At 63.7% G+C, this 17,918-nt stretch carries 20 protein-coding genes; all 20 read right to left on the reverse strand.

The features are described from left to right. Nucleotides 1-14: 14 nt before the first annotated feature. Nucleotides 15-560, reverse strand: a complete 546-nt coding sequence (locus ACS3WA_RS08365; protein WP_438278071.1) for a phage GP46 family protein — start codon at nt 558-560, stop codon at nt 15-17. Then, on the reverse strand, nt 560-1,075 hold the full coding sequence (locus tag ACS3WA_RS08370) for a phage baseplate assembly protein domain-containing protein (RefSeq protein ID WP_438278072.1): 516 nt from the start codon (nt 1,073-1,075) through the stop codon (nt 560-562). Before ACS3WA_RS08370 ends, ACS3WA_RS08365 begins: the two co-directional genes overlap by 1 nt. Then, entirely contained in the window at nt 1,075-2,133 is a 1,059-nt protein-coding gene (locus ACS3WA_RS08375; protein WP_438278073.1) for a phage baseplate assembly protein, read from the reverse strand. Before ACS3WA_RS08375 ends, ACS3WA_RS08370 begins: the two co-directional genes overlap by 1 nt. A 14-nt stretch (nt 2,134-2,147) precedes the next feature. After that, nucleotides 2,148-3,353 (reverse strand): DNA circularization N-terminal domain-containing protein, encoded by a 1,206-nt coding sequence (locus ACS3WA_RS08380; RefSeq protein WP_438278074.1) that lies wholly within the window; start codon nt 3,351-3,353, stop codon nt 2,148-2,150. 3 nt (nt 3,354-3,356) lie between these two features. Beyond that, a complete protein-coding gene (locus tag ACS3WA_RS08385; RefSeq protein ID WP_438278075.1) occupies nt 3,357-5,660 on the reverse strand; it encodes a phage tail tape measure protein in 2,304 nt (767 codons plus the stop codon). 254 nt (nt 5,661-5,914) lie between these two features. After that, entirely contained in the window at nt 5,915-6,292 is a 378-nt protein-coding gene (locus ACS3WA_RS08390) for a hypothetical protein (protein ID WP_438278076.1), read from the reverse strand. After that, a complete protein-coding gene (locus tag ACS3WA_RS08395; RefSeq protein WP_438278077.1) occupies nt 6,292-6,672 on the reverse strand; it encodes a phage tail tube protein in 381 nt (126 codons plus the stop codon). The genes ACS3WA_RS08390 and ACS3WA_RS08395 overlap by 1 nt, the downstream gene beginning before the upstream one ends. A 63-nt stretch (nt 6,673-6,735) precedes the next feature. Next, nucleotides 6,736-8,244 (reverse strand): phage tail sheath subtilisin-like domain-containing protein, encoded by a 1,509-nt coding sequence (locus ACS3WA_RS08400; RefSeq protein WP_438278078.1) that lies wholly within the window; start codon nt 8,242-8,244, stop codon nt 6,736-6,738. Between the two features lie 90 nt (nt 8,245-8,334). Next, on the reverse strand, nt 8,335-8,664 hold the full coding sequence (locus ACS3WA_RS08405) for a hypothetical protein (protein WP_438278079.1): 330 nt from the start codon (nt 8,662-8,664) through the stop codon (nt 8,335-8,337). Then, nucleotides 8,661-8,888 (reverse strand): DUF2635 domain-containing protein, encoded by a 228-nt coding sequence (locus ACS3WA_RS08410; protein ID WP_438278080.1) that lies wholly within the window; start codon nt 8,886-8,888, stop codon nt 8,661-8,663. Before ACS3WA_RS08410 ends, ACS3WA_RS08405 begins: the two co-directional genes overlap by 4 nt. Before the next feature lie 13 nt (nt 8,889-8,901). After that, a complete protein-coding gene (locus ACS3WA_RS08415; RefSeq protein WP_438278081.1) occupies nt 8,902-10,524 on the reverse strand; it encodes a hypothetical protein in 1,623 nt (540 codons plus the stop codon). Between the two features lie 3 nt (nt 10,525-10,527). Further along, nucleotides 10,528-10,914: a hypothetical protein gene (locus ACS3WA_RS08420; protein ID WP_438278082.1), complete on the reverse strand. Its 387-nt coding sequence runs from the start codon at nt 10,912-10,914 to the stop codon at nt 10,528-10,530. After that, nucleotides 10,911-11,339: a hypothetical protein gene (locus ACS3WA_RS08425; RefSeq protein ID WP_438278083.1), complete on the reverse strand. Its 429-nt coding sequence runs from the start codon at nt 11,337-11,339 to the stop codon at nt 10,911-10,913. Before ACS3WA_RS08425 ends, ACS3WA_RS08420 begins: the two co-directional genes overlap by 4 nt. A 19-nt stretch (nt 11,340-11,358) precedes the next feature. Further along, complete coding sequence (locus ACS3WA_RS08430) at nt 11,359-12,438, reverse strand: hypothetical protein (RefSeq protein WP_438278084.1); 1,080 nt, start codon at nt 12,436-12,438, stop codon at nt 11,359-11,361. Continuing rightward, complete coding sequence (locus ACS3WA_RS08435) at nt 12,435-12,833, reverse strand: hypothetical protein (RefSeq protein WP_438278085.1); 399 nt, start codon at nt 12,831-12,833, stop codon at nt 12,435-12,437. The genes ACS3WA_RS08430 and ACS3WA_RS08435 overlap by 4 nt, the downstream gene beginning before the upstream one ends. A 14-nt stretch (nt 12,834-12,847) precedes the next feature. Next, on the reverse strand, nt 12,848-13,891 hold the full coding sequence (locus tag ACS3WA_RS08440; protein WP_438278086.1) for a major capsid protein: 1,044 nt from the start codon (nt 13,889-13,891) through the stop codon (nt 12,848-12,850). 106 nt (nt 13,892-13,997) lie between these two features. Then, nucleotides 13,998-14,672: a head decoration protein gene (locus ACS3WA_RS08445; RefSeq protein WP_438278087.1), complete on the reverse strand. Its 675-nt coding sequence runs from the start codon at nt 14,670-14,672 to the stop codon at nt 13,998-14,000. A gap of 61 nt (nt 14,673-14,733) precedes the next feature. Continuing rightward, nucleotides 14,734-16,023, reverse strand: a complete 1,290-nt coding sequence (locus tag ACS3WA_RS08450; protein ID WP_438278088.1) for a S49 family peptidase — start codon at nt 16,021-16,023, stop codon at nt 14,734-14,736. 34 nt (nt 16,024-16,057) lie between these two features. Further along, nucleotides 16,058-17,704, reverse strand: a complete 1,647-nt coding sequence (locus ACS3WA_RS08455) for a phage portal protein (protein ID WP_438278089.1) — start codon at nt 17,702-17,704, stop codon at nt 16,058-16,060. Between the two features lie 6 nt (nt 17,705-17,710). Beyond that, a complete protein-coding gene (gene gpW / locus ACS3WA_RS08460; protein ID WP_438278090.1) occupies nt 17,711-17,914 on the reverse strand; it encodes a gpW family head-tail joining protein in 204 nt (67 codons plus the stop codon). Nucleotides 17,915-17,918 lie beyond the last annotated feature (4 nt).

Below are 17,918 nucleotides of genomic sequence, written 5' to 3' on the forward strand. Positions count from 1 at the left end.
GGAAAGCCGCGGCCTCAGGCCGTCTGCTTCCAGATGTCCTCAAATCGATTGTCGTAGACCTGTCTGCCGTCGCGTCCGTAGATCTGGATCGCGAGGTCGAGCCGGTTGAGAGCGAACTCGGCGCTCGCCTTCGCCTCGATCCGGACCGCCGCGAGCTGCTTGATCAGGGGCGCCAGCGCATCGAGCGCGATCGCTTCCACCCATCGCCGGATATCCTCGGTCAGGATCGAGCGCTCGAAAACCCACAGCAGCGAACCAAGATCGGTTTCATGAAGATCGCCGCGAACGTCCACGCCGTCGCCCCACCACCCGCGCGGATCGCCGTTCGCGACCAGATATTGAAGAGGATGATCGTCGGCGATCCGCTTGTCGGTGAACAGCAACTGGATAACGGACGTGTGCAGCGCCGCCTTGGCGCGAAGTCCGCCCTGGTTCTGCGGCTCGTCCGGATCGGCCAGCGCCCAATCGGCGAAACCATGTTGCGGCTGCCAGATGCTGTCCCACAGCAGGATCGGCTGGGCTGTATCGCCCTCGCCGATCCTCACCCGCAGCGACGCCATCAGGATATCCTCGCATAGACGTTGAGCGATGCCCCGGATTCGGTCATGACCTTCGCATACGCGCCGTCGGCCCCGTCACCGCCGAGATAGACGTTCTGGCCGGTGCCGGGCTTGACGGTGACCTTGTTGTCCTGCGACCGGATTTCCACCACACCGGTCCTGGCATTCACCGAAAGCCCGTCGCTGCCTTTCGAGAACACCACGTTGCCCTTGTCGTCATAGAGAACAGACTGGCCGCTCTTGAGGTTCTTCGGCCGATAATCCTTGTGCTCGCCGCCGATGAACATCAGCCGGTCGGAGCGTCCGCCCAGCGCCAGCAGAACGCCTTCGCTGTCCTGCGGCGGATTCGACGAATAGCCATGCGGCAGGATCCGCACGATCTTCTGCGGCCGGTCGGAGGCCAGACCGCGAAGGTCGGCCTTCTGCTGGGTGCCGCTGTCGTCGATCGTCACGACACGCGCGCGCCGCGCCTTCGAGCGCATCGCGTCGTCATGCTCCAAACTCAGGAAGGACATCAGTCGCCGATCTCCCATTCGCCGCCGGACCGGTTGCCCTTGCCGCCGCCGGCTCCCGTCCCGCCATAGGCCCGCGGATCGGTCAGCGACAGCGTGGCGATGCTGCCCTCCCCGCTCTGCTCGTATTCGACCTGCTCGATCAGCATGTCCTGGGCGATGTCGAGAAACGGGCTTTCGGTCCAGACCATGTTTCCCGGGGTCCAAAGCTGACCCGTTTCATCGTGGAAGCCCTGCACCCTGATCGTCGCCTTCAGCGCGTTGCCGGCGGCGCGATCGCGCCGGTTCTTCGCCCGCTTTCTGGCCCGGTCTTTCGTGGTGTCTTCATCCTCGACCACGATCAGCGGACGATGGCGCTTCACCGCATCATCATCGGCGGTTTCCTCGATCTCGAGGTTCTCCTCGCCATGATCGAACGGCCGCTGCCCGCGCACCTTGTAGGTCGAGTGCCGGTTCGCCGCATTGTGATGCGACGTGCCTTCGAGAATGTTCTGCCCTTCGATCAGCCCTCCGCCCTGACGCAATGCACCGGCCTTGGTGATGTTGATCCGCCCGTCCGCCGTTCCCGTCAGGGTCATGCCCTGCTGGCGACACATCTTCTCGACGCACCGGAATACGCTTTCGCCCGGCGTGAGCTGGTACTGCTCGATCCTGTCGAGCTGCTGGTCGGAGACGAATCCGGTCTTGTCGAAGTCGGACGACAACTCGTTGCCGATCTCCAGCGGCGTCTTGTTCTCGAACCGCCCGGTCCGGTGATCGGCGCTGCTGTCGATCAGGTCGCCCGAACTCGAGCGGCCGCTGACCTCGATGGTCGCATCCTCGGCCGCCAGCTTCGGCTGCTTGCCGTCGACGAAGCCGGACAGCAGCAGGTCGGCATTGGCGTAGATCTCCAGTTCGACGCCGGCCGCGAACAGCGCGTTCGTCGCCGAGGCTCCGATCTCCGCCGCAACCGTCAGGCTGAAGGTCCTGGCGGCCTTGTTCATCGCCGCCGTCACGGTCACCCGCTCGAACGCCGTATAGCGTTCGCCCCCGATCGCGATCGAGATCGTTTCCTGAGCCACGGGTGACGGCTTCCTTACTGCGCCAGCGCTTCGAACGTTGCGGGCATGAACGACGGGTGAACCACGCGATTGCGTCCGACCAGTTCCGACGACCGTGACGGGTCGGCATAGAGCCGCCACGCCCAGAACAGCGAGGGCATCGAGAGGTTGGCTTCGACCGTCACGACGGGCGCGAGATCGAGAATGGCGCGCGACAGGAAGTCGATCGTCGCATCGCGCAGCGCCGTCATGGCGCGGTACAGGTCGATCTGATCGCTTGTCAGCCTGTCGAGTTCGGCCTCGATATAGTCCGCCACGTTTGCGCGCAGCGTGATCGCCGACGGACGGTCCGCCAGCGGCGTCCGGACGATCGCTTCGCAATACGCCGTCAGCGCCGCGATCCGCAGCGTCAGGTCGGCGGCGGCAATGTTGCCGGATGCGGTCAGGGCCGACGCCGTGCGGCCCTGCGGACGCGTCACGGGAGCGTCCTGCGACAGGCCGTCGAAAGCGCGCACGGCGTCCGCCGGCCGCATCGCGTCGCCGAGCGCGCGCGCGATGGTCACGATCGTCTGCGCGACCACAGCGGGATCGGACGCGATCGCCTCCGGCGCGGCGTCGAACGCCGCCTGGATCGCGTTGCGCTGGGCCGCGCTGGCTGGCGGGTCGACTTGTTCCGTGGTCCGCACCGCTTCCAGCGCCGCCAGGTCGTCCTGCACGGCGCTGACGGCCGCGGCGGCGACGAAGCCGGGCTGCGCCGCGACCTTGACCGACGACGAGAAGGCGACGCCCGCCGCGACGGCGGCCGTATCCGCCGCCGCGAAGGTCAGGTTCGCCAGCATCGCGCTTGAGGCGAGCGCGCTGGCGAAGCCCTCGCGCACCATCCGCATGCCGATGGCGATATAGCCGTGGCGATCCTTGTCCCGGCGGCGGTCGGCGGTCAGGCATCGCACCGTGACCGGGCCATGCGACGGCAGCACCAGCACCCCGGCTCCGCGCGCGGCGCACACTGCGATCAGCGCCGCAGCGTCACTGTCGGCGCTGTCGGAGGCCACGTAGGCCAGCACGTCGAAGTCGCGCCTGGCCTCGCCGAGGTCCTCGAGATACGGATCGTCCCGCATCGGAAATTCATGGACGCGAATGCGCCGTCCCGCACCTTCCGCATCCCGCTCGACCTTGAACGGGACTCCCTTGAAGCTGGCGGCCCACAGCGTCTTCAGCCAGTCGCGCGCGATCGTCGCCATGCTTTAAGGTCCCGCGAGTCCGGCCGATGCTGCTCCAGCGTCGGGCGAGGACAGGCCGGCGGAGCCGGGACCGTTGCTGCTGATTGTGCCGGTGAGCTTCATCACCGCTCGCGCGACAGACTGAATAAAGGAACCGCCATCGAGTTTAACGGTGACTTCAGCCTGACCATGAACATCGCCGGATACAGGTGTCGTCCCCTTTTCAGGGCCAAGCAAACTGGCATCATGGTCCCCGATATACTTTCCGTACCAGTTGTACTTCGCGGCCTGTCGCCGGTGTCGCTCGCGCGTGCTCTCCCGCGTGATGCCGGATGCATCGTTGAGATATTCAGCGCCGAAATACGCGCCGGCGCCGACCGCGGCGGGCCCGAGGTACGGCAACGCCAGCGCGCCGGCGCCCCAGGCCTTCGAGAAGACGCTGCCGCCCGCTGCGGCAGCCGCGGTTTTCCCGGCACCGACTTTGCCGGCGAGATCGCCGGCGATCCCTTTTCCGCCCATTACGCCCGCTGCGGCCGTCAGGGCCGCGGCCGCACCGTCCAGCGCGACTGCTGATGCGGAAAGACCGAAGCCACCGGCCAGAGACCGAACCAGCGCATACCCGCCGTATAAGGTGGCGGCGGCGCCTCCAACGCCAGCAGCCACCGCACTGCCTGCAATCAGCTTCGGATTCGCTTCCGCAGCCCGCTGGATGGCACGCGCGACCCAATCGGCGGCGCCGGTCAGCATTCCACCCTTGCCATCATTGTCGAAAGACCGGCCTACCGCCGTTTCGAGGTTCTTGACCGCACCCTCGAACCGGCTGACCGCACCGTCGAATCCGGCCATCCGCTCTTGGGCGATCTTGTCGGCATACCCTTCCGACCCGTTTTCAATCTCACCGATGATGTGCCGCAGGGTTGCACCATCTGCCAGAGCGGTCGCGATGCGGCCTCCCTGTTTGGACCCGAACAACTTGTTCGCCAGCGGCAGATTGCCGGGCAACACGGTGAGCAAGTCCCGCAGGAAGGCGTTCGCATCGATCGAATTAACGGAACTGTCCCGATAACGATTAGCGGCGCCAGCAATGCTTTTCAGGCTCTTCGCGTCGCGGCCGCCGAGTGTTCCCCGGAGCAGAGCCGTCACCGCCGGCGCGAACTTCGCCGGATCGGCGATCATGTCCTTATCCGCAAAAATGCCGGCGAGGCCTGCCCGTGTCTTGTTATTGAGATTGACGCCGTACCGAGCAGCGACATCGGCGACAAAGGGATCGACCTCGAGATGATCCTTCGTTCGCTGATAGTTACGGAAGTTGAGGCCATTGGCGAGCAGAGCGGTTTTTGCCCCTGCGGTCGGCGACTGGAGCGTCGAAACCAGCGCGCGAAATGCAACGCCGGCTTCATCGCCGCCAATGTTCGCCTTCTTCAGGATGCCGCCGAAACCAAGCAACGACGCCTCGCTCAATCCAACCATGCGGGCGGGCGTTGCGCCGAACTTGTACAACTGGCGCAGATCCTCCGGCGTCATGCCGCTGATCTTCGCTGCCTTAACCTGATAATCGGCCGTTTGGCGCGCCGATGCCGTCGCGGCCGCCAACGATGTCATGTCCTTCTTAAAGCCGAATATCGCAGCTTCCATTCCGCGAACGGCTTCGGGAAGCTGCTGATCCAGCGCCATGCCCAGGCTGGCGGCGGGCGCGATCAAACCCATCACCTGATCGCGTTTCAAGCCGCGGGCGGCGAGCTCCCGCTGCGACTCCAGCACCTGAATGTCATTAAACTTCGTGGTCGCGCCCAAATGAATGGCCTGCGCAACAAGCGGTGCCTGGGCGTCATTGGAAATGCCCATGACGGCCTTCCCGAAGCGACGCTCCTTGTCAAACTCCCGGTATGTGGAAAGAACCTCGCGGGTGCCGCGCTTCAATTCATGCCCCGCCATTATGCCCGCCGCGCCGGCGATGTAGCCCATGGCCGCGCGACGTCCCTCCCGCCGTTCCAGAGCGCGTGCATGGCGATCCACAACCGCATTGGTTTTCTCAACCTCCGCCCGCAAACGAGCCTGATGCGTCGCGGCCCGCTGGACATCGACCCCCATCTGCTCAAGGGCCCGCTTGTTCGCCAGCGCCGTGCTCTGCTGACGCTCCAGCGCGCGGGACGCCGACGCGACCGCAGCCTGAGTGCGGTCGTAGGTCCGGGCCAACATCGCGGCGTCACCTTCACCGCGCTTCATCGCCTGGGCGGCGCGAACCACCGCCTGCTCGGCCTCGTTGAAACGCGCCCGCAGCGCCGGAATGCCGCTGCGCGCATTGTTGAAGCGGTCGATCGCCGCCATCTGCGTCTTGGCGCGCTCGAGCGCCTTCGAGATCTGATCGACCGCCGCCGCGGCCTTGCCGGTCTTGGCGATCTGGTCGATCTTCTTCGCGATCTTGTCGAAGACGGCGCCGGTCTTGTCCTCGGCGCTGATGATTGCTTTGGCTTCGATGATCTTCGCCATGCTCGGCTACTTTCGTCGGCGCTGACGCTCGCGCCGGGCCCATTCCGTGGCCCGGCCGTGCCAGTAAAGGATTTCGGACAGCGAAAGCCGCCCTAGGTCGTGGAAGCTGTTTCGCCCGACGCCGCCGAAGGCGAGTTCGTCGCCGAGGTCCCTGAGGCCTCGTCCTCCGTCGCGCCGGGGCGGAAAAAAGCCAACAGCTTCTCCTTGACTTCCCGCGCAACGCGTGCGCCGGCCTGTTTAAGCAAGAGGCTGTCCTTTGGCTCAACCAGGCAAAGGTCGATGTACCGCTTGATGACGTCGGCATTTTCGACGGCGAACGGTGTCCCTTCGTTCGAAGCCGCGAACGTGTAGGGATCGCCCACATCCAGATATTCGTCGAACGTTGGCTCGCGAAGCACGATCTGCTTGATGCTTTCGCCACCGTGCGCACGCAAGGGCTTCGAAAGCGGAATGACGATGGTCTCGCGCATCAGATCGTCTCATAGGTATCGGCAGCGATGCCGACGCCGCTGACCTCACCGCTGCCGAGGTCCTGCCCGGGATCGCCGGTAAAGCAGGCATTGGTCAGCAGATGCGTTGCTCCGGTATCTTGCTCATAGAACGTCACCGAGAGATTCGTCATCAGCATGACGGTCTCATTCCATTTCAGCGGCGTCCCATTGTTGTCCACCAGCCTGTCGAAGCTGATTTCGGCGGTGCGCGGCTTGGCGGTGACGGTGCGGTAGTTGGTGCCATCACCGTTCGACGCCACGTTGACGTTGATGCTGGAGACATTCAGCTTGATCGTGCCGCGCGACGAATACTGGACGCCGCCAATGACCGTCGAAACTCGGCCGCCAGGGGTATGCATGATCGTTGTCCTTCGCTGGAGCTTGTGAAAAGGGTGAACGCGCGCTCATGAGGCGCGCGGGATTCAGGCCGGGTACTGCAGGAAGGTCGTCGCGTTGGCGGCGAACACCCGGAACTGGTTCACGGTGTCGACCGGGAGATAGGCATTGACCCGGTTCGGATCGGTCGCCCGCTCGACGACGAGCGCCTGCGCGAAGGCCGGCGAGTTCTCCACGAGTCCGCCGGCCTCGAGCTCCTTGTAGATGTGGACGCACTCCGCCTTGATGATCTTCGGCGTCACGATCGCGGGGTTGTTGGTCGGATTGTCCTCGGCGAGCGCCTTGCGGCCGAACACCTGGGTGATGCGCTGGCGGTTGTAGCGCACGAAATAGACCATCTGCGCGCGGGTCTCGACGTCGAGCCAGGTGATATCGGGCTGGCCGTAGCTATTGGTCTGATAGGTGGTGACGATGCGATCCATCAGCACGGTGCCGTCGGTCAGGACGCGGAAGCCGGCGATGCCGTCCTGATAAAGCTGGTTGCGCTGCAGGATCGAGAACCAGTCGGTTCGCGACTTCGGCGGCCTGATGCCGACGAGATCGAGGGTCTGCAGCGGCAGGCTGATCTTGTAGGCCTGGTCGACCTCGCCGCCGAGGTTCTTGTCCATGGCGATGCGCGCGCCGACGGCGGCGGCCCAGCGCCATGGCGGCGACGGCGAGTTCGCCACTCCCATGATCGACACGTTGGGATCGTTGCGGCCGGCACCGAACGCCGCGAGGTTCGACATGGTGTCGAACAGCGCCGTGACGTAATGGCCGTAGATCTGCTGCATCGGCGACCAGCGGCCGGAGGTTGCGCCAAGGAAGTCCTTGATCGTGTCCAGCGAGGTTGTGTCGGCATAGGGCGCGGCGATCCAGTCGTACTCCTGATCGCCGAGCGCCGCCAACGCGGTGCCGAGCGCGGGAACGCCGGTGCCCGCCGTGCCGGCGGCGATGGTGAGGTATTGCGCCAGCGGCCCTTCGTCGCCGACCAGATCCTTCTCGATCGAGATCTTCGCCCCGAGCGTACCCTTGTGCCGCGCCGTCAGCGTGATCACGTTCGATGCGGCCGCGGCCGTGACCGGAAACGACATCGCGCGGCCGAACTTGACGTAACCGTCGCCGATCGCGGCGACCAGGTTGGCGGCAACGGCGGCGTTGTCGTCGGTCGTGGCGACAGCGACCTCGAGCCTCTCGCCGCAGATATACAGTACCGCGCTGCCGGACTTGCCGCCGACGCCCGATGCGACCGTGACGGTGAACGTCTGGGCGACGCCGGCCGGATCGTCGACCGGGAGCATCCAGATTTCGCCGAAAGGGTGATTCTGCCGTGCCCAGACCGCCATTTCGGCCAGCATCGAGCCGGCGCCCATCAGGCCCTCCTCGTTGCCGTCAAGGCGGATCGGCGCGTTCGACGGCGCCGTGCCGCCGGCAAGTTTCTGTCCGATCAGCAACAGCCGGCTCGGGCCGGAATATGGCGACTGGCCGGCATTGATCTCGGCATAGAACAGCGGCACCCGCAGGTTCGCGGGGATCGAATCGAACTGGACGCCCATGGATCACATCTCCTTTGCGGAACGGGCCGGCGTTCGCCGCGGCGATCCGGAATCGCGGCGGCGGCGACAGGTGCGGTGAATGTCTGCTGTTTAGGTGCCGGACGGCGGCTCCGAGCCGCCGCCCTCCGATGAAGGAGGGTGATTGCTGATCTGCCCCAGCGAGGCTTCGATCTCGTCGGCGGTCTTCTCGACCTCGGCTGCGTAATTTTCGAACTGGCCGATCGCGGCCTCGCCGCGCGCATGCGCCTTTTCGATCCGGTCGGCGACGGCGTCGGCCTTGGCGTCGATCGATTTCTGCAGAGTTTCGGTCAGGTTCGCGAGACGCCGCATGCCGCGCATGGTGACACCTTCCTGTGGCGCGGTCAGATCCGCGATGGCTTGATCGAGATGGCTTTGCAGTTTTTCGCCGGCGGGCGTCACGTAGGGCCCCCTTGCTGCAGTTCCTCTTTTGCGGCCGCCGGCTTCTTCGCCTCCGGCTCCGATGGCGCCGGCGGATCGCAGATCGCGACGTCGCTACAGATCAACAGCCGTTCGTAATAATCGACGCGCGGCACCCACGCGCCCTCGGGCGGCATCACCCGGGAGCTGCGCTCGGGCATGCGGACGCGGCCGCCGGCGGCGGGCTTGACGTAGATCATCACCATGATGCGTTCCTTGTCAGATCAGAAGCGCGGCCGGCTCGTTCCGAATGAAATGAGCCCTCTCAACCAGAGAGGCGTCAGCGCCAAAGAATTCGTAAGCGCTAACATCGGTCGACAATTTTCGGTCATGCGCGATGATCGCTGCGACCCCGTCCAATCGATAATTGGCGTCGTATGCCAACAGTATTCCTGCCCGCAACAATTGCGCTTGTGAGACGGCAAAATCGTACGATCCGGCGTCGGCCCGGATTTGTTTGCTCTCGGCGACGATAATGCTGACGTCAGTGCCGGAAAGATTATATCCGCAGCTCTCAACTCCGACCCGATGGCTCCGCGAGAAGGAAGCGGTATCACCCGTAACGGAGTATGCCGCAGCGCCTGCACCGAGTATCCAGCCATGGCTCAGGCTGACTGCGTGGCCCGGCATCGAATAAGAACCGTCGCCGAGCAGCAGCGTCTTTTTGTGGAGCAGTGTGAGCGATGCGGCGACACCGGTCAGAGCATACGCGCCTGAGCCAGCCGCAGCCGACCAGCCGCGCAGAAGCCGAACATCAAAACCGCTGAAATCGTACGATCCGATATCGGCCGCGAGCGTCTGGTTCGACAGCTTCGTCAGCGAGGCATCGGAGCCGGTGAACGAATATGACGCGTCAGCAGGCTTAAGCACATGGCTCAGCCCAAAATCGGGATCGCTCCCAATCAGAGTATAGGATGCGACGCCTGCGTCCAAAGCATAGAATCGATGAACCGATACATCCGATCCTGATAGCGCGTATTCCCCAGAGCCGGCGATCAGCCTCCATCCATGTTTCAGGGCCGCATTGCTTCCGGTCAGCGCGTAAGAACCAGCCTGCGCAGCAATGCGGGATGTTTTGCGGAGCGTCGCATTCGTGCCGGCGAGTGTATAGCTGCCCGTGCTTGCTGCGGTTTTATATCCCTTCTTTAAGATAACCGCCGAGCCCGCAACGGCATAAGATCCGGCAGCAGCCGCAACCCTTCGACCACGCTTCAGGCTTGTTGCGGTACCCGCGAGAGTAAAGGAACCAGCGTCGGCGGCCAAAGTTTTGCCAACTGCGCCGTCCCAGGCCATCCACCCCGACGGCAGCCCGGTCGGGGCAAAGTTCGCCGTACCGGTCAGGCTGACGGTGTTGAACGATTGATCCGACAGGTGCGGAAACAGGCCGCCAGTGGCGATCGCCGAGAAGCTGATGCCGCCGGTCCCGGCCGAGACGTTGGTGCCGAGGATATTGTGACCGTCACACGACGCGTAAAGCAGGCTCGATCCGAAATCGAGATAGATCGTCAGCACCGAACTGTTGTTCGGGACGTAGCTGTTATCGGTCGAACCTACATTAATGCCGTTCCGGATACAGAACCAGCCGGGGATGTAATCCCCATAGCCGACATAGACCGAACCTGTTCCGTTGCCGTCCAGCGGCGCCGAGGCGAGCGAAATGCCGAGGCCGAAGGCACCGGCATTGCCGAGCATCGAGCCGGTGACGCTGAACGCAAGCTTTCCGCTCGTCTTTGACGTGGTCGCACGAACACCGGGATTGGTGTTCGCAGCCATCGCGGCGGTGAGATTGCCGTTGCTGAGCGTTACGGCCGCTGATTTGTCGGACGGATTCCAGGTTGTCATCGTTTATGCCGCGTCCCACATCGGACGCGTATCATCCATGCCGACGCAGAAGAAGCGGTGCATCTTCCCGCACGCGCAGCGAAACAGGTAAATGTCCGGCACTGGCTCGTCAGGGTGACTCTTTCGGGCCTCGACCTCGTGGTTTTCAGGGTGCCGGCAGCAATGCCGGATCATCTGGTTCTGCTCGAGCGCGTCGATATGGCTCTGCTTGAGAAAGCCTTCAGGCAGATCGGCCACTCTCACGCGCGGGCACGCCGGGGCCTGGGTTTCGGGCAGTACCGCGCCCTCGCCGTAGTCGGGATGCCGGCCGGCCCACCCCATTTCCTTGCGGCGCTGCGCCGGCGTCTTGCCGGTCGACAACGAGACGGTCGAAAGGGAATGCGGGATCATGTCAGCGTCCAAAGCGATGCGCCGAAATCGAGCGTGAAGGTCTCACCGTCGGCAACCGCGAACGTCGCGCCATAATCGAAGCTGCACAGGAGATCGTCAGACGCCGCTGTATCGTCATAGATCGACACGTAGCGGCCGGTCGTCGAGCTGCCGAGATTTCCTCCTGACGCGGTCCAGGTCACGTCGGTAGCCGTTGCTGTCACCGTTCCGCCCGAGCGCGTGGAGCTGAACGAGATATCGTTGCCGCCGGTCGTATAGCCGTTCGCGCCACTGATCTGCGTCAGGTCCGAAACCGTGCTGTCCGTGGCCGTAACCGGCGCATCGGTGTGGATGACGGCTTTCCAGGTATCCGTCGATCCAAATGCATCGATCAGCTTGTTGCAAAGCTTTTCGACGAAAGTGTTGTATTTTGTGTAGGCGGCCATTGCATGCACCTCGATTTGTCTAGCGGTAGTCCTGACCGACGATGTTGCCGAACACCTCCGCGCCCGCTGACGCAGTGGTCAAAACAACGATGTCCTTCTTGCCGGCGCCCTGCGTGATCGTCGGCGCGATGCCGCCGACCCATTCCGTATTCGGCCAGCCGCCAAGCGCGAAGTCGCCGGTGTTCGTGATCTTGAGAATCAATCGTCCGGTCTTGCCGTTTTTCGGCCAGTTGATGACCGAAAGGCCGGTGACGTTGGCTGCGAGGATCAGGTTCTGAAAGGTGCCCTTCGCGTAATCCAGGGTCACCGCGCCGGAGGCCGCGACGATCTGCGGCATGTCGATGGCGTTTCGGATCTCGACTGAAACATCCAGCATATCGGCGACATCCATACCATCGGCGTTGGCCACAGTGATATCGACGCCGTCCAGCGGACCAATCGACAGCGGCGGGGCAATGGCGGCGGCGATCGCCGCGACGATCGAGGCGCCGCTCGAACCGTCGGGCATCGCCTGGGCGACACGCCGGAGCGGCTCGGGAAGCGCATCGAGCCCGGAGGGCACGTCGCCGTCCGTATTGAAGACGGTCACCTGATCGTCACTGACTTCGCAGGTCAGCGTCAGGATGCGGCAGGCGATCTTGACTCCGCTATCGTCCAGAACCTGCCGGTGACAATCATGCTTGCGCGGGCGAACGAACGACCGCCACAAGACGGCGAGCGGCGCGGGATCGTAACCCAGCCGTCGCATGATCTGATATTCGAGCGCGTCGAGCGAGGCCTCGTGACGCGCGTCGGTGTCGGGATATCCGACAACGAAATCGTCGCCGTCCTGGATCGTCTGGACGATGCCGAGCTCGAGCACCAGGTCGATCAGCCGCGTGAACGGCGGTCCGCCATTCTGGCGGGACAGCGCCTCACCTTCGTCGCTGTCGGTCAGCACGAGGATCGTGGGCTTGGCGTCGTCCGCAAACGTTTCCGGCGCGAAATCCGAAAAGCGGCTGTCATAGACCCGCCCTTCGGCGATGGTGGGCCGACCGGAGACGTCTCCTTTGAGAGCGGCCACAGTGGCGAGCCGCAATGCCGTTCGCGCCAGGGTCATCTTTTGCGTGCCGTCAGATGGATCCGGGTGCGCTTTACGCCGTCGAAAATCGACCGTGACACCTCGAAGGTCTCGCCGGTTTTCAGACGCGTCGCGCGGTCGCCGATCGTCACGACCCAGAGCATGTTGCCGTTGTCGACCGACACGTACGGCTCTGACGCCACCACGCGGCGTGCATTGTCGTCCGGAATCGAGCCGCGGGCATGCGGCAGCACCGCCTTGGCGGAGCCGATATAGGCGCCGACCGCTGTAAACTGCGGCCGGGTCGTATCTTCGATGCGTGGACTGTCGACATCGTCGCCAACCTTCATCGCAATGAAGGTGAAGCTCTCGCCATAGACCGTATCGACCGCCGCCGATGACATGGCGGCGGCAAGCTCGAAGGGTGTCGGCATGGGATGCGCGCGGATCAGTTCGAGGTCCGAACCTCGACCAGCGCTTCCGGCCGCTTGCACAGCGCCAGGCAGTTCGACTGCGACTTCAGCTCAATGCCCTCGCCGTGATCGAGCACCTTCGGCGAAATCCAGATGTCCTGCCCCGGCTGGTTGGCGACCCGGATATCATGCGCGGGCGCATTCCAGGTCTCGAAGGTGTTCATGGTGCCGGCAGGATAGGCATAGCCGTAATTGGCCGGCACGAACGGCGTGGAAACCAGCGGCTTGCCGACCGGCGCGGTGCCGTAATATTCGCGAAGGCGGATGTTCTGGAAATCGAACACGCGGCCGAACTGGCCGCCGGCTTCGACGCGGCGAATGTTCTGGTAGTCGGCCGAGGCCTGCCAGTTGATCCAGTACTTTTCGACATTCGGATGAACGATGAGCTTGCCGAAGAACGCGGAGTCGACGATGACCTCGACGCGAGACATCACCTCGCCCTTGAGGTTCGTCGCGATCGACTGGAACACCTCGTTGCACTTACCGATGACATCGGTCGTGTCCGTGCCAAGCGCGAAATCAACGGTCTTTTTGGTAATACCGAAGAAATCGTACAGATCGAGCAGCGTATCGCCGTTGCCGTCGGTGATGACGCCTTTCAGCGCGCCCATGCGCACCCATTCCAGGGTAATGGCGTGTTTGTTGCGGATAGTGAACAGCCGCTTCACCATTTCGCTATCGAGAGAGCGCGGAGTCTTCGACCGCGCCACGATATCCAGCATGTTCTGCAGGTCACGTGGCGTGATCAGATCTTCCATTGGGAAATGCGGAACCTCGACCCAATAGGATTTGCGGCTGCCGCGATCGTTCGAGACGCCCGGCGCGCCCCGTTCCTTGGCGGCGAGCACCCGGATCGTGCCGTCCTCGATCGTGATCTCCACGATGGTCGAGATCGACCCTTCCGCCGGGAACAGGCCGAGAGCGTTGAGCAGGCCATAGCTGTTCGGAATGCGGTTGACAGCGGTCGACAGCTGCAACGCGGTGAAGGGGAAATTGACGGTATCGAGTTCGTCGGACATGGCCGATTATTCCTTGCGATAAAGGCATTGGCCGGCGATGCCGGGAGCCTGATGTTGAAGGGGGTCGAAAATGAAGCTCCGGCGGCAAAACCGCCGGCGGTGCGGCTTAACTCGGCTGTGCGATGATGTGCGCCACTTCGAGCTGCGCCAGTGCGGCGGCCTTCTGTGCATCGGTCGCGCCGGCGGGCCAGATCAGCTTGTTGGTGTCGATGCACCCGAGCCGACGCAACACCAGCAGGCGGGCGTCGTTGCCGCCATCGGGCGCGATCGCTGGGCTCAGTGACACCGCGAAAGCGTTCTGTCGGCCGTCGGTCGCACTGAAATCGATCGGCACGACCTTTCGGCTATCAGCGGTCGCCGTCACGGTGATGTCGGCGGCGTCGCCGACGGCCGCGGCAGTGCCGCCAGCGGTGATGGTGAACTTCAACATATTGGTAAAGGCGACGCCCGTAGCGCCCTCGCCAATCTCAATGCCATCGGGATCCTCGACGCGAAACTTGGTCGCAGCAGTGAAGGTGATGGTGTAGACGCCCGTTTTGGCGCCGGGCGCGACCTTGGGATTCGCGAAGGCATTGGTAAAGGTGCCGGTATTGCCGGCCCGTGCCGCGTAGGAGGCATCGAGCGTCTGGATGCTGGCAAGCACCGTCCCGACATCGGCGACATTGTCGGAGCCGGACCCCGCCGCGAGGATTTCCTGCGCCTTGGAGATGGTATCAGACACCACGTATTTCAGCACGTCGCTTTCGACGCGCGGCGACTGCAGCGAAAGAGTCTTGAGCATGACGATAGTCCTCTAGGAAGGCGGCGTCAGTGCCGCGCGGAACGAAAGGATTGAGCCGAGATCAGGCGACGCGCTTGGCGCGAGACGCCACCATCGCATCAACCGCGGCATTGAGGTCCGAGCCAGCATCAAGCGGTTTCTCGCCGCTGGTCACGGCCGGATTCGGCGGCGTCAGATCGCCGCTCAGGCGCGATGGCGTGGCCGCTGCGGCCTTCGGGGCCTTGCCCAGCATCGCAACCGCAGCCTCGGCGCTCATATCGGTATCGAAGGCAAGATGCCGCGCCAGGTCCTCCCGACCCTTGGCCTCGGCGTGGTCGAGGATCGTCTTGGCGCGAGAGCAAGCAGCGATCGCGCCCGCCTTTTCGCCCTCGGTCTTTCCCGCCGCCATGCCTTCGGCGTGGCCCTGAGCGTGTCCTTCTGCACGGGCTGCTTCAAGCGCCGCGGCATTCGTCTTGTCGTTCATCTCATCATCTCCTTCATCGTTTGAGGAAAGGTTCGTGTTGAAAGCCGCAACGGCATCATCGAGAGGCCCAACCGAATCCGTCAGCCCGTTATCCATTGCTTCTCGCGCCGTAAAACACAGCGCCTTCGTTGCGCGGACAGCACTATCGTCAAGGTTGCGGCAGCGTGAGACGGATGCCACGAAGATGTCGTAGAGACTGTTGACCCGTGTCTGCACGCGCTCCTTCACGGAGACTGGAAGCGGCTGATAGGGATTGCCGTCGACCTTGTGCCCACCTTCTGGAGCGTGGATGAAAGTGATCCTGTATCCGGCCTGTTCCAGCGCTCCACTCATATCGACATGCATGGTCACAACGCCGATCGAGCCGACGACACCTGTCCTGGACACCGCGACATGATCGGCTGCCGCAGCAACGGCGTATCCCGCCGAACACGCGCTTTCATGCGCGAACGAGCGCATCGGCTTCTGCCCGCGAGCGGCAAAGATCTTGTCGACGAGTTCGAAACATCCCGCCACCTCGCCGCCGGGCGTATCACAGATGAACGCCAGCGCGCGGACACCTTGGTCCGACAGGCCGCGCTCAACCGCCCGCGCGATATAGGCATAGCCTGTCGCCCACGTACCGATCGCCCACGGAAAATCATGCAGCAAGACACCCTTCACGGGGATCTGCAATATACCGTCAACCACCACATACGGACGATAGCCCGCACGCCAGTCGTCAGCTGGCGGCCAAAAACTGTCGTCGGCACCCGCCTGCGCGAACAACATTTCCTCAGCCCGCGGATGCCCCAAAACGGCATTAAGGCAGGCCTCGAAACGCTCCTTCATGACCGGTGCGACGATTGACGGCACACCAGCGAAACGCTGCAGCATTAAATTATTCATGCAGCGCAGCCTCCCTTGAGCGGCATCAGCAGCGTCATTTGTCGGGCCTCGACTTGTCGTTTTCAGACGGCGATTCCGGCGTCTTGTCGTTGCCGGCGTCGCTGGGATCGGGCAGCAGCCCGCTGCCGGCCGACAGCGTCCGCGTCAATCCGCGCTCCTTCAGCATTTCTTCCTCATCAGCCTGCTGATCGAGCGTGTCGGTCAGATCGCGGCCAAGATCGGCGTTCTCGTCCTCGAGAGTCGAGATCATCGCCGAGACGCGCAGTCCTGCCCCCTGCGCTTCCTTGACCGGATCGACGTAGCCCCGGCCGGGCCCGATCCAGCGCGCGCGCAGATATGCGCCCGGCATGTCCCAGAAATCCGGAGCGCCCTTGGGCGGCTTGATGTAGCCGCGATCGAAAGCCTCCTCGAGCTGCGCGTAATGGATCGGCAGCACGACCTGGTCGACGAAGGCGGCGAACAGCATCTGCGTATGGCGCCAGACCTCGTTGAGCGCGGCGCGGGCCGAAGAATAGTTGACCTTCGACCAGTCCATCGACAGTTGCTCGTAGGAAACGCCGAGCGCGGATGCGATCGACTGCAGGAAGGCCGACTGAAAATCAGCGAACGCCGTCGTCTGCCGTGGCGAATCGTTAATCGAGATTTCATCCCCGACCGGCAGGACCGGAATGCGCACACCGCCCAACATCGGCGGATATTTCGACCAGTAGTCGAGCCGCTTGTCCGCGAGAGTCGTATAGGCCTGTGGCGTAAATGCCGCTGTCGCCTCACCGACTGGCAGCGACGATTTCACGAAGGCGGCAAACAACGCATTGACCGTCGCCGCCGCGAGTTCGGTATCGCCGTGCTTGCCGATCATCCGCAGCCGCTTGATCAACGCCGCAAACGGCGTCATCGCGCGCGCCTGATCCTCGCGGTCAGGCTCGAAGCCGTGGATGAACACCGGCCGACCGCTCGGCGTACAGCGCGCGATCCGGGTCCAGCTCAACGGCTGGGGTGTCACGTACCAGTCGGCCGGATGTCCGTTGCGGACGTGATAGGCAATCGGCGCGCCATCGTCGTCGAACTCAACACCGCCGCGGAGCCTCGCCGATGTCGGCTGCCCGTCGGGATTCGACAGCCTGTCGGGATCGATGGCGCGCACGCAGGTCGCGTAGCGCCCACCGGGCTTCCATTTCAGGAACGCGGTCGCCTCGTTCATGGTCACGAAAGTCCGCGCCAGCAGTCGGAACATGCCGTTGCCGGTCAGACGGCGCTGGGCATCAAAACGCTTCGACGGATCGTTGGCAAACAGTTCCCATTCGGATTCGATCGCGGCCGCAAGCTCGCGCAGGATCTTGCGATGCGCCGGATTGGTGCGGTCGAGGCCGAGCGCCCGGGCGTTCGGCTTCGACGACAGGATCAGCTTGGCGCCGACCAGCATCTCCACCAGACGGGAAACGCCGCTTTGCGCGGTCGGATCATTGCGGACGATGTCCCGCGTGCGTGACACCGACAGATCGCGATTCGGCAATACGGCGGAATCCGCCGATGTCATTGGCGGGTGCCAGGCCGCAAGCTCCTGCGCGTGAAAGCCGCCAGACTGATAGGCCGCAGGCGGCTCGCCGTGACCCTGCCGGATCGCAGCGATGCGCGCCGCGGTCACCGGCGTGCCCGTGTCATCGAAAATGGCGAGCGACATGTAGCCTCAGAAGATAAATCCGATCGCGCCGCGGCGCGGACAACCGGCGATGCGAGCTTCGAGTTCGGCGATGTAAGCGTCGAGCCGATCGGCGTTCGCCGTCGTGAATTTCGTGCGCTGCCCGTCGAATTCGCATTCGACGATGCCCTGCCCCATGATCAGGCTGTGCCGCGCCAACCGCGCCGCATCGAGCATTTCCTGATCGGTCATATCG

The sequence above is a fragment of the Nitrobacter sp. genome (genome assembly GCF_051535235.1).
GTDB lineage: Bacteria > Pseudomonadota > Alphaproteobacteria > Rhizobiales > Xanthobacteraceae > Nitrobacter.